Source organism: Pseudomonas sp. TE9122, from assembly GCF_056278925.1.
In genome coordinates, this window is sequence record NZ_JBWBQI010000001.1 from 3,410,224 (window position 1) to 3,422,818 (window position 12,595).

General features: G+C 59.3%; 11 protein-coding genes. 2 read left to right on the top strand and 9 right to left on the bottom strand.

The features are described from left to right. Positions 1-71 precede the first annotated feature (71 nt). Entirely contained in the window at positions 72-1,088 is a 1,017-nt protein-coding gene (galE, locus tag ACZ9BE_RS15320; protein ID WP_073471420.1) for a UDP-glucose 4-epimerase GalE, read from the bottom strand. Between the two features lie 387 nt (positions 1,089-1,475). Between galE and galU the strand changes: the two genes are divergently transcribed. Both galU and ACZ9BE_RS15330 read left to right on the top strand, forming a co-directional pair. Then, complete coding sequence (gene galU / locus ACZ9BE_RS15325) at positions 1,476-2,309, top strand: UTP--glucose-1-phosphate uridylyltransferase GalU (protein WP_041477294.1); 834 nt, start codon at positions 1,476-1,478, stop codon at positions 2,307-2,309. Between the two features lie 32 nt (positions 2,310-2,341). Then, positions 2,342-2,755: a mannose-1-phosphate guanylyltransferase gene (locus ACZ9BE_RS15330; RefSeq protein WP_150634839.1), complete on the top strand. Its 414-nt coding sequence runs from the start codon at positions 2,342-2,344 to the stop codon at positions 2,753-2,755. A gap of 178 nt (positions 2,756-2,933) precedes the next feature. Here ACZ9BE_RS15330 and ACZ9BE_RS15335 read toward each other — a convergent pair whose 3' ends face one another. From ACZ9BE_RS15335 to ACZ9BE_RS15370, 8 genes are all read right to left on the bottom strand, one after another. Beyond that, positions 2,934-4,064, bottom strand: coding sequence for an SGNH/GDSL hydrolase family protein (locus tag ACZ9BE_RS15335; RefSeq protein WP_476249656.1), 1,131 nt, complete (start codon positions 4,062-4,064; stop codon positions 2,934-2,936). A 105-nt stretch (positions 4,065-4,169) separates the two neighbouring features. Beyond that, positions 4,170-5,216 carry an acyltransferase family protein gene (locus ACZ9BE_RS15340; RefSeq protein ID WP_476249657.1) on the bottom strand — a complete coding sequence of 349 codons (1,047 nt, stop codon included), beginning with the start codon at positions 5,214-5,216 and terminating at the stop codon, positions 4,170-4,172. A gap of 12 nt (positions 5,217-5,228) precedes the next feature. Beyond that, the gene (locus ACZ9BE_RS15345) at positions 5,229-6,332 is read right to left on the bottom strand and encodes a hypothetical protein (RefSeq protein WP_476249658.1); all 1,104 of its coding nucleotides are present in this window, start codon (positions 6,330-6,332) and stop codon (positions 5,229-5,231) included. Then, positions 6,323-7,555 (bottom strand): MATE family efflux transporter, encoded by a 1,233-nt coding sequence (locus ACZ9BE_RS15350; RefSeq protein WP_476249659.1) that lies wholly within the window; start codon positions 7,553-7,555, stop codon positions 6,323-6,325. The genes ACZ9BE_RS15345 and ACZ9BE_RS15350 overlap by 10 nt, the downstream gene beginning before the upstream one ends. Further along, complete coding sequence (locus tag ACZ9BE_RS15355; protein WP_041477306.1) at positions 7,552-8,664, bottom strand: polysaccharide pyruvyl transferase family protein; 1,113 nt, start codon at positions 8,662-8,664, stop codon at positions 7,552-7,554. Before ACZ9BE_RS15355 ends, ACZ9BE_RS15350 begins: the two co-directional genes overlap by 4 nt. Before the next feature lie 15 nt (positions 8,665-8,679). Then, positions 8,680-9,762, bottom strand: a complete 1,083-nt coding sequence (locus ACZ9BE_RS15360) for a glycosyltransferase (RefSeq protein WP_116657877.1) — start codon at positions 9,760-9,762, stop codon at positions 8,680-8,682. A gap of 40 nt (positions 9,763-9,802) precedes the next feature. Further along, positions 9,803-12,025, bottom strand: coding sequence for a polysaccharide biosynthesis tyrosine autokinase (locus tag ACZ9BE_RS15365; RefSeq protein WP_460143538.1), 2,223 nt, complete (start codon positions 12,023-12,025; stop codon positions 9,803-9,805). A gap of 39 nt (positions 12,026-12,064) precedes the next feature. Next, the gene (locus ACZ9BE_RS15370) at positions 12,065-12,505 is read right to left on the bottom strand and encodes a low molecular weight protein-tyrosine-phosphatase (protein ID WP_016775466.1); all 441 of its coding nucleotides are present in this window, start codon (positions 12,503-12,505) and stop codon (positions 12,065-12,067) included. Positions 12,506-12,595 lie beyond the last annotated feature (90 nt).

Genomic DNA, 12,595 nt, shown 5'->3' on the forward strand with positions numbered 1-12,595 from the left:
AGGCATTGCCAGTGTAATTTCCCGACGTTATCTAACAACCTGACTGAAACTAACATCGGACTAAATGGCCATCACCCTGAATAACCATTGGGATGATTCGACTGCCAGCGCCAAGTGTCGGCAACCATGTCCTGCAAGTTGCGCGTGGCTTTCCAGCCGAGTTCTTTCGCCGCTTTCGAAGCATCGGCAAAACTCTCGGCGATATCACCGGCGCGGCGCGGCATCATCCGGTACGGCACCGGCCGCCCGCAGGCCTGTTCGAAGGCATGTAGCACCTGCAGCACGCTGTAGCCGTCGCCGGTGCCGAGGTTCCAGGTGTGAATGCCGGTGCGCTCGCTGATCGACTGCAACGCTTTCAAATGCCCATCCGCCAGATCGACGACATGAATGTAATCGCGCACGCCGGTGCCATCGGCGGTCGGGTAATCGTTACCGAAGATCGACAGCTCGCGCAGGCTGCCGACCGCAACCTGGCTGATATACGGCACCAGATTGTTCGGGATGCCGTTGGGGTCTTCGCCCATGTGCCCGCTGGCGTGAGCGCCGATCGGATTGAAATAGCGCAGCAGCGCGATACTCCAGCGCGGCTCGGCGAGGCTCAGGTCGCGCAGCACGTTCTCGACGATCAGCTTGGATTGGCCGTAGGGATTGGTCGGATTGCCCGTCGGAAAATCCTCGCGAATCGGCATCTCTTCGGGCTCGCCGTACACCGTTGCCGAGGAACTGAACACCAGCCGGAACACCCCCGCCGCCGCCATCGCCTGGCACAGGGTGATGCTGCCGCCGACGTTGGTTTCGTAGTATTCGAGCGGCTTGCGCACACTCTCGCCCACGGCTTTCAGCCCGGCGAAATGCAGCACGGCGTCGATCTGATGCTCGCGGAAAATCCGGTCGAGCAGCGGCCGATCGCAGACATCGCCGCGAATCATCCATGCACTTTTGCCGCAAATGGCCTCAACGGCGTGGAGTGCTGCATCGCTGCTGTTACAAAGATTATCCAGAACGACAACTTCATAACCTGCTTCAAGCAATGCAAGTGTGGTATGCGAGCCGATATAGCCGGCACCACCCGTTACCAGAATCTTCATAGCGCGGTCCGTCATTGAATAAATACCCGGTAGCGTGTCAAGCCATGCCTGGTGGATATGCGGAGCAATTCACACAAACAGGGCGACAACAACCTCAAACAAATTTAGTTCAACCACTGGCAATAATTATTTTTGCCGGTCAAACTGTTTGACGGGTACTTATTAGCACTCCCTGGATACTTATCACTATCGACGGATACCGACTAAAAATAACTTATAACCAAGTAGTCGACATCTCATAACATTAGCGCTTTTTAACAGCGCAACTAATTGCCAGCAACAACCTGACTCGGGTATTAAAGTAAGCCTTCAATAATCATTGAAACTTGCCGCCACTTTCTGGTGCGCAACCGTCGCCTGTGTTCCATGACTGTCCAGGATACTTTTATGATTCGTAAATGTTTGTTCCCCGCTGCCGGCTACGGCACGCGTTTCTTGCCGGCGACCAAAGCCATGCCGAAAGAGATGCTGCCGATCGTCAACAAGCCGTTGATCGAATACGCCGTTGAAGAAGCACGGGACGCTGGCCTGCAACACATGGCCATCGTCACCGGCCGGGGCAAGCGCGCGCTGGAAGACCACTTCGACATCAGCTACGAACTCGAGCACCAGATCCGTGGCACCGAGAAAGAGAAATTCCTCGCCGGCACCCGCGAGCTGATCGACACCTGCACCTTCTCCTACACCCGTCAGGTGGAAATGAAAGGCCTTGGGCATGCGATCCTCAGCGGCCGCCCATTGATTGGCGACGAGCCGTTTGCCGTGGTGCTGGCTGACGACCTGTGCCTGAACCTCGAAGGCGACGGCGTGCTGTCGCAGATGATCCAGCTGTACAGGAAATTCCGCTGCTCGATCGTCGCCATCCAGGAAGTCCCCGCCGACCAGACTCACAAGTACGGCGTGATTGCCGGTGAGCTGATTTCCGAGGGCATCTACCGGGTCAACAACATGGTGGAAAAACCGGCGCCGCAGGACGCGCCGTCGAACCTGGCGATCATCGGGCGCTACATCCTCACCCCGGACATCTTCGACCTGATTGCCGACACTGAACCGGGCAAGGGCGGCGAAATCCAGATCACCGACGCACTGATGAAACAGGCGCAGAACGGCTGCGTGCTGGCCTACAAATTCAAAGGCCTGCGCTTCGATTGCGGCGATGCCGAGGGTTACTTGCAGGCGACCAATTTCTGCTACGACAACGTGTACCTCAAAGGCCGCTGAGACGGCTTTTCTCTCCCCACAGGCAGGCAACCATGAACATTGCACAACATTCGACAGAGATTGAACGTGAGGTGGGCAACCTCGGGGTGATGAGCTGGTTGTCGCGCCATCAACCGCTGCCCAGCGCCAACGAAACCTGGCTGGGCACGATTCTGCTGGTGGAGCGGATCGGTGTGTTTCCTGCGTCCGGCGATATTCGCCGGCCGCTGCGCGATCCCTATCCGCTGCTCGCGCATCTCAAGGCGCTATATGGCGAACAGGCGCTGGAAATGGATGACGGCGACGGCCTGAAAGTGATTCTCAGCGACTGGCGCTTTCGCGTGCGCATCTGCTGCAACGACCCGGCGATCATCATCAACGTGGAAACCCGTTGTGATGCGCGGTTGATGCCGCGCAAGCTTGACGAACTGCTGGGGCTCATCGACGCCTTCAAGCACGACGCCTGATCACCCGGGCTTCACGCCGATCCATTGTGGGAGCGAGCCTGCTCGCGAAAGCGGCGGCACAGTCAGCATTGATCGTTCCCACGCTCCGCGTGGGAATGCATCCGGTGACGCTCTGCGTCACGCTGCGGAGGGACGCGGAGCGTCCCGGGCGGCATTCCCACGCGGAGCGTGGGAACGATCATGGTGGCGAGTCGTCGCAACCGGTACTCGTACCAGTTATCCAGCCATAAAAATAATCGGCAATCACCTTCCCGCCCGTGGCCGGCAACGGATGAATCCTGTCCGGGCCGATCATCGCGCTGGCGTAGCGTTTGACGTCGGGGCCGAATGCGCATTGCAGGTTGGCGAAACCGAGCTGCTGCTCACGCGCCCACGGCTCGAGCACCTGCGCGTAGGCCGACATCGGATAAGCGCTGGAGCGCGTAGTGTCCTGACGCATGATCAGGTTGATGCTCGCCGCTGGCTGGATCTCGCGCAGCATGCTCACCAGGCCCTGAACGTTCTGCAGGTACTGCGCAGGTTTGACGCCGAAGCCCTGATCGTTGCCGCCGAGCATGATCAGGTACACGTCGGCCGGAATCTTCGACACCACAGCTTTCCATTGCGTCTGCCACTGCGGATCGGCGTGATAGAAATCCGCCGATGCCGCGCCGGAGGCCGCCAGTTTCGACACTCGCACGCCCTGCTGATGGTTACCCAGCCACAGGCCGAACAGCGTCGGCGCGCCCTTCACCACTTCCAGTCTGAATGACCAGTCTGCGGCTGATGGAACGCCCGCTAGCGCGACTTCCTGAACACCTGAGCCTGCGAGTTTCAACGGTTGCCAGTCTTGGGCGGGCGACCAGCGATAGCGCAGCTCATCGGATTCTCCGTTGCCCAGATATAACAGTTTCGCCTGAGTGACCGTGGTATCGATGCGCGGCGAAGGGTTGGCATCGACTTGCAACCAGGCGCCCGGCTTGCCGCTGATCGTGCGACTGTCCGGGCTGGCCTGGCCCAGGTCGGAAACCTTCCAGCCGCCGCCGAAGTATTTGTCGCTGCTGCGGGTGTATTTGAAGTGCGTGCCGCCCAGCGCCGCGCCGTGGTTGAAACCGACGTAACCGGGGCCGGCAAAACCCACCTCGGCGGCCACTCGCTGCACCAGTTTGTTCAGGTAGAAATCCTGCCCGGCGGTGTAGCTGTCGCCGATCACCGAAACCGCCAGCACCTTGCCGGTCTTGCCGTCGCGCCACTGCGCAAAGCGCTGGCGGGCATCGTCTACCGTGATGGCCGAGGTGGCGACTGTTTGAGGGGCGTCTACTGGCATCATTGAATATTTTCCTTTGTCCGGGATGGCCCCTTCGCGAGCAGGCTCGCTCCCACAAAAGACGCAATCCACACAACCTCTGTGGGAGCGAGCCTGCTCGCGAAGCTTTCAGCTGTTCTGCGTCTGCACCACCGGAGCGACAATCACCGGTGCTTTCCTCTTCGCCGCCCGCTCTCCAAGGAACAACACCGAGGTGAAATTGAACCGACTGAACACCATCGCCAACAGCACCGGCCCGAGCAATCCACAACTCAGACCACCGAGCACCAGCAAGCTCTCATCCTTCACGCCGAGGCGCCCGAGGACAAACCGCGAGGTCGCCGCGAACAAAACATGAAAAAGGAAAATCGCATAGGAATATCCACCGAGCCAGGTCAGCGCTTTCGAACGCACGTCACTCGACAGCAACGCAATGCAAGACACGCAACCCACCGTCAAACCAATCAGGCTGCGGCGATCAACAATCAGCTCTCGATCAATCGCCGCGACGTACAGCAACGTCAGCGAGATCAGCACAAACAACAGCGGCCCGATCACTTTGAAACGCTGTTTCAAAACATCGACATTTTCCTGACCGATCATCCCCGCAACAAAAAACGGCAGCAGGTAAATCGCACCGTTGATACCGAACGCATCCAGCGGCAACGGCGGCAGCAGGAACAACACCGCCGCAAACGCAAACAAGCCATACAGCCGCGTCGCCGAACGCAGCAGGCCGCGCCACTCCAGCAAGCCGACGAAGATGAAAATGCTGAACACCGCCTGCAGAAACCAGAAGTGGTTGATCGGCACCCAGAACGACAACAACGCATCGATCACGCCGACGTCCTTGTTCACCCCCGGCCCTACCGCTTGCAGCACCGAGAACGGCACGCCGACGCAGAACAGCGGCACGATCAGCCGCCGCACCTTGCCGGCGAAGAACGCGGAAAAGTCATTGCCGCGAATCTTGTAGATCGAATAGATGTAGCCGGAGATAAACGTGAACAGCGGCATGCGCACGTACACCATCGAGTCGGCGATGACCCGGAACGGCGAGCCGATGTCGATCTTCAAGCCGCCGCCCAGCGGGCCGATGACGTGATAGAGCACCAGCAGCAGGCACGCCAGGCCGCGTAGGGTTTCGATCTCCAGGGATTTTTTCTTGCTCGACATAGAGCACCTGCCTTAAGTGAGAATTCTTGATTCGACCTGCACCGATTTGTTCGCGCGCAGCATCAAGCCCAGGCCGACGAACAACACCGGCACGACCATCGAGAAGTGTCGGGCGAAGGAGCCGAAGTCCGGCTCGAACAAGCCTTGCACCAACAGAAACGCCAGCGGAATCGCGATCAGTTCCTTGGGTTTGGTCTGGATCGGCGCGCCCTTGTAGTCGGTCGAAGTGATGACTTTGAACAGTAGCAGCGCGGTCATGATCATCAGCGCAACGAAGATCACCTGCCCCGGCCCGGACAGCAGAATCAGCTCAACCGGAAACGACAGGCGGAAGAAAATGATCATCGAATCCAGCGCCTGGGAGACGAAGTCACTGCCGCTGAGCCACGAGACGATGAGCGACTTCGAGCCCTCCTCGCCCGCCGTGCGCAGCTCGTTGTTGCTCGCCCGGATCGATGACACCGGAAAGCCCAGCGCCAGCTGAATGGCCATGGCCACCGCCAGATAAAACAGGAACAGCATCAGAAAGAAGGTGAACCGCGAGACGTACTTTTTCATCACGCAGACGCCGACCCACGACAGCGAAAACAGAATCCAGTACGGCCGGATCAACACGCCGTAAATCACCGCCGAAAGAAAAAAACCGCCGCGATATTTGCGCGTCAATGCGCTGAGCAGAATGCTCAACACCGCTACCGACACGATGATTTCCTTGGTCAGGTTCTCGAGGAAAAACGAGCGCACGATGCCCCACAGGCACAGGGTGCCGAAGATGGTCAACGGCATGCGCCGGAACACCACTACCGGAATTGCGGTGAGGAAGAAATTGCAGAACATGCCGTAGGCCCAGGCATTGGTCAGGTTGATCCCGGTAGGCCGCAGCAGGAACGCCGAACACTCGTAGGACGAGCGATCCGGTGAGAACGGATTCCAGAAATTGCAGTTGTCGGCACGCGCATATGACGACCACAACGTCATCGCGTCCGGCCCCGGATCGCGTGGCACCAGCAACGGCATCGCCACTGACAGAAACAGCCCGGTGAACAGGATCAGAAAGGAAATCGACGAATCGAATGTGCGCCCGCGAAACTCGATGCGCGGCAGCTTCAGGCCCATGACAGCGCAGCCTTCTTCGCGCCGGTGACACGGGTCAACACTGCAATCACAGCAAGCTGCACGACGATGGCGAAGACGTTGCCCCACGCCGCGCCATAGATTGAGTAATGCTTGATCAGCACATAGCTGACCGGCACCGAAATCAGCAGACAGATCGCCGCGCTGGCCAGCGACACTCGGCTGTTTTTCGAAGCAATCAAACCGCCCCAGACGATGTCGCCAATCGCCCGCAAAGCGAAGGAAAAGATCAGCACCGCGAGTAGCGCGTTATCGGGACGCGGCACGCTGGCGGCGACGTAATCGAGCAGCACATTGAAAAACACATAGATCGCCACGGCCACAACGGCGGAGACCGCTAGCGAGCGCATCACCCATTTGTTGACGAACAGTTGCTTGACCGTGAATGCCTGCTGATCGGCCTGGAAACGCTTGGCCAGCACCGGAATGCCGACCACCGCCACCACCGCATACGACAACGCCTGCAAAGTGTTGGCCGCCGACCACGCGTACACATATTTACCGAGGCTGGCGTAGGGCTCCAGGTCGATGATCAGAAAGCGCTCGGCGTACTGACTCAGGGCGATCAGACCGGTCCCAAGATAGAACGGCAACCCGGCCTTCCACACCGTCGCGGTGTCCAGCGACGCGGCTTCGCGGCCCTTGTGCACGTTCACCACGATCAAATAACCGGCGATGATTACCATCACGTTGGCGGCGACCCACAGCCACAACACACTGGCGATGCCCGCGACCCAGCCGAGCACCATGCCGCCCACCGCCAATACCGCCCACAGGCCGGTCTTGATGAAGAACAGCAAGGCGCCGGCGGTGGCTTTCTGCGCAGAAAACACGAAGGAATTGATTTCGAACGACAGGTGCTCGGTGAGCAACACCAGCGTCACGCACAGGATCAGCGTGGCGGTCGCTTCCACCGACTGGAACAGCGAATAGACCAGCACCGTCAGTACCGACAACAACAGCCCCACCGCCAGATACAGCAGCAGAACCTTGTCGACTACCCGCCGCGAGCTGCCGCCGACGCTGATCAAACGGTTGATTTCGGAACTGAAGCCGACGCTGTAGAACTTCGAAGCGATCAGCGAAGCCGCGACCACCACACCGTAAAAACCCAGCGCCTCGTATCCGAGGTAATGGGTGATGGCCAACACCAGCAAGAACTTCGCGCCCAAGGCTCCGCCGCGAAGCAACAGCCGAAATATCATCGAACGACACCCTTGATGATTTCGTCCATGGCCACGGTTTTCGCTTCGATTTCGCGGCAGGTGTCAGTCAGGCGCTTGCCGAAATCCGCCAAGGCATTGGGCGCGTAAACGGTGTTGATGATGGTGTCGACGTCGATGTCGCCGCCATTGATCACCCAGTCCTCGACGCCCATGTCCTGATAGGCGCCAAAGCCTTTGCGCTCGTAGCTGATGTGATACGCCGGCACGCCGGAGAGCAGCGATTCGATGGCGCCGTGCAGACGCACCGAGATCACCAGGTCCGGTTGGTATTTGGCGATGGTTGCCTTCAGCGACAGCAGGTCTTCGTTGATGCCCAGCTCGCGGTAGAACGCGCCGTCATCGTTGCCACGCACCGCGCTCTGTACCGCGCAGACCACTTTGCTTTTGTTCTTCAGACGCTGCAGCAGCAGTTTCAGATTGGCCACGTAAGCGACCTTCTTCTCTTTGCTCCACTCCGGCGGCTTGCGCAGCACCACGCACACCGTCGCCGGCGAGGCGGCGCAGCGGGTGAATTTCGGTTGCTGAAGAATCTTGCTTGCCAGCGACTGCACGGCCAGATCCGGCGCGCGGTAGACGTTTTCGCAAGCGTCAAAAATCGCCGAGGAACGGTTGTCACGCACGAACACCGCATCGGCGCTGGCGTAGTGCTCGACGATCTTGCTGCTCTCGCCGTGGAACGGGCCGATGCTCTGCGGCAGGTACACCGACGGCACTTTGCTGAGGATCGCGGTTTCCAATTGCTTGGCATGGCCGAGCTTCAGCTTGATGTGCTCGAAGGCGCTTTTCGAACGCATGTAACCGCCGCCGACACCGACGATCAGATCGGTTTTCTTCAGCAGATCGGCGAGCCCGGCGTAGGACTGATTGAGAAACACCGCTTGCTTGACCCGTCCCAGACCCTTGGCCGCCATCACCGGCGCATCGAAACGCGGGTGCGGCAGATAGTTGAACGACTCAGGGTCGGACGCCACGACACTGATCGCGGTGTCGTCACCGAAGTTACGCTGCACCAGAGCAATGGCCAGATCGACGAGCAGACCGTCACCGGAGTTGGACGCACTGTAGCCATGCAAAATCGTTACGTTCATAAGCTTGAGTTCTACTTAATAAGTGGGAGCGTGATACAGGTCGTAGGTCTGGCGGATCATCAACGCGGCGCTGAAACGTTCGCGGACAATGCTCCGGCCTTCGTTGCCGAGGTCGAGCAGGCGCGGCTTCTGGATGATCGTCAAAACGTCGGCCAGCGCCTGGTGATCGCCGGAGGGGAAGACGTAGCCGGACACTTCATTGGTGACCAGTTCCGGCAGTGAAGTGCAGTTGCTGGCGATCACCGGCAGCCCCATGGCCATGCCTTCCAGCGGCACCATGGCAAAGCCTTCCCAGCGACTCGGCACGATCAGCGCATCGGCTTTCTGATACAGCGCCTGCACTTCACTCGGGGTCACCCATGGCAGGTACTCGACCGAATCCATCGGCGGGCACTCGACCGAATCTTCGTTGACCGCACTGCCGACCACGGTGAGTTTCAGGTCGTTGCGGTTGACCTTGGCGTAGGCTTTGAGCAGCACATCGAAGCCTTTCTGGTAATCCAGGCGCCCGACGAACAGCAGATGAATCGGCTCGGCGCCAGCGGTTTTTGGCGCGTCATCCTTGTGATGAATGCCGTTGTAGATCAGCTTCATGCGCTTGCGCTCGATACCGAAACGCGCGGCTTTATCCAGCTCGTACTGGCTGACACAGATGATCACGTCGGTGACTTTCTGCAGAACGCGTTCGATCCACGCGTAGACCTTCTGCTTGGTCGGCGAGCTTTCCATCAGGAACGAAAACGCGTGCGGGCAATAGACGATTTTCGGCTTGCGCCATGGTCGCAACAGCACGCACACAACACGGCCGATCACTCCGGAAAAGGTGCTGTGCAAATGCACGACGTCGGGCTTTTCCTTGAGCAGCACCTGGCTCAGGCGCCAGGCGAAACGCAGCAGCGATGGCACGTTGCGACCGCTGCGCGGGAAGGTGCGCACTTGTTGCGGGGCGATGCCGTGCAGCTCTTTGGCCTGATCCTCGGGGACCAGGTAGACCAGTTGATAATTCGCCGCGTCGTCTTCGGGCGATGCCGAGATCGTGCGGATCACCGTCGCCACGCCACCTTTGATCGTCTCTGCCACGTGCAGTATTTTTTTCACAACTCACCCACTTCAAACAGGAAAGAACAATCGGCAACCATCAGGATTTGTCGGACGCGTATTCGTAGTTGTAATAGCCAGTGCCGCCGTAATAGCTGGCCGCACGCTTCTCGACGCCGTTGAACACCGCGCCTTTCAACTCGATGCCGTTCTGGGCGAAGCGGCGAATGGTCAGTTCAATCTCCTTGGCCGGGTTCACCCCGAAGCGGGTGACGATCAGGCTGATGCCAGCCTCGCGACCGACGATGGCGGCATCCGTCACCGCCAGAAGCGGCGGCGTGTCGATGATCACCAGGTCGTAGCGCTCGCTGAGTTCTGCCAGCAGTTCGCGGAAGTTGGCGTGCATCAGCAGCTCGGAAGGATTGGGCGGCACCTGCCCCCGGCTGATGAAATGCAGGTTGTCGACTTCGACTTTGTTGATCGCCTGCTCAAGGGTGCAGCGCTTGACCAGCAGGTCGGACAAACCATTGCTGATCGGCGTGTTGAGGGTTTTGTGCAGGTGCCCTTTGCGCATGTCGGCATCGATCAGCACCACGCGCTGGCCGCTGAGGGCCATGACCGCCGCAAGGTTGGACGAGACGAAGGTCTTGCCGACCTGCGGGCTCGGCCCGGAAATCATGATGCGGTTGTTGGTCGAATCGAGCCCGGCAAAATGCAGGCAGGTGCGCAGGCTGCGGATCGATTCGATCGACAGATCGGTCGGGTTGCGCAGCGCCAGCAGGTACGCCGGCTTGTCGACGCCATCGCGGGCGCGGCCCTTTTTGTTGTCCTCTTCTTCCTGCAAGGCGCTGTAGGGAATCGACGCGTAAACCGGCAGGCCCAACTGCTCGATGCCCTCCGGACCTTCAAGGCCTCGGCTGAGGGATTTGCGCAGCAGCACCAGCGCCACGCCGACAAACGCGCCGAGCAATGTCGCGATCAGCACGATCAGTGGTTTCTTCGGTTTGATCGGATTGGTCAGGTCGACATCGGCAGTGTCGATCAGGCGCACGTTGCCGACGGCCCCGGCGCGGACGATGTCGAGTTCTTGGGATTTGTTCAGCAACTGCGTGTAGATCTGCGAAGCCACCTCGACGTCGCGGGTCAGGTTGAGCAGTTCCTGCTGGGTGGCCGGCAAGTCCTGAACCTTGCCTTCGAGGGATTTCTGCTGCTGGGTCAGCTCGCCGATCTGCGTCATCAAGGCGCGATAGGCCGGGTGCTGTTTGGTGAACTTGCGATCGAGCTCGGCCTGCTGCATTTTCAGCTCGGAGATGCGCGTTTCCAGCGCCACCGACTGGCCCAGCACCGACTGGGTTTCCAGCGAGATGTTCACGGTCTTGCCGTGGGTCTGGTAGGCATTCAAGGCGTCGCTGGCCTTGGCCAGATCACGCTTGACCTGGGGCAACTGGCTTTGCAGGAAGGCCAGGCTCTGCGCGGCTTCCGCCGAAGTGCGGCGTACGTTCTGTTCGACGTAGAGCGAGGCGATTTTGTTGAGGATCTTCACTGCCTCGGCCGCGTCCGAGCTGGCCAGCGCCAGACGAATGATCCCCGACTCCTTGCCTTGTTCGGAGATATCCAGCGCGTCCTGATAGCCCTGAATGGTCACGATCCGAGGATTGCGCACCACCTGAAAGCGCGTGCCGGGGTTGGCCATCAGGTGCGCGATCTGCCCTTCTACACCGTCATTGGCAAACGCTTCGCCGGCCACGCCTTCGGCGAGCAGATTGTCGTTTTCATCGAACAGCTGAAAACTCTGCTGCTCGCCGGCGATCAGGGTAAGTTTCTTGCCGAGCAGGTCTTTCGGCAATTGCAGCCGATTGAATTCCAGACGTTCGCCGCCCCAGGCATAACTGTTCAAACCGAAACGCGGCGGCGCGACGCTGGTCTCGCTGTCTCCGCGATAACGCCGCGAAAGAAAGCCGCCGATCAACGGGAACGTGTTGGGGGTGACGTCGATATCCAGGCGCAGGTCGTCAACGGTTTTGCCGATCACCGCGCGGGATTTGATGATGCCGATTTCGGTCACCGACGGCGATTGCCCACCGAGCATGCTGTTGAGGTCGGAGAAACCGAGCATGTCGTTCTTTTTCGGTTCGACCTGCACCAGCGCGTTCGCCAGGTACACCGGCGTCGCCAGAACCGCATAGGCGACGCCGGTGACCATGAAGGCGCCCGTCAGCGCGCCGATCAGCCACTTCTGGTCGATCAGGCTGCCGAAGATGCCGAGCAGATCAATACTGTCTTGATCTTTGTCGCGGGTGCCGATTACGGACGGTAACTGCATAAGTCTGTTCTTACCATTTACTGTTCTGAAGAAGATTCATCAATGCCCGAGACGCTTCGCCCATGAACTAACAGCATCTTCAATCAATGCGTGGGCATGAATAAACGCGGCTTTGCCTTGACGATACGGATCATGTATTTCGCGCTCGCTCTGCCACTTGCCGAGCAGAAACACTTTGCCTCGGGCGTGCGAGGCAATCTTCAGCACTTGATTGACGTGGGCTTTTTCCATGACCAGGATCAGGTCCGAGTCATTGACGATGTCCGAAGTCAGTTGCCGCGCCTTGAAGGCCTCGGCGCAATGCCCGTGTTCTTCGAGAACCTGCCGCGCCGAGGCCTCCACGCCCTCGCCGACGCGGGCGGACAGGCCGGCGGAGGACACCGTGATGGCGGACGGCCCCAGCGCGTTGCGCAGCAGCAGTTCGGCCGTCGGACTTCGGCATATATTGCCCACGCAGACAACGAGGATCTTTTTGAACAAGTCTTGCTTTCCTGTGTAATATCAAACAGCCAACATGTCGCGAAAGTTAATGAACCCTCACGACTTTCCTGCACTCAGAAATAGCTTCGC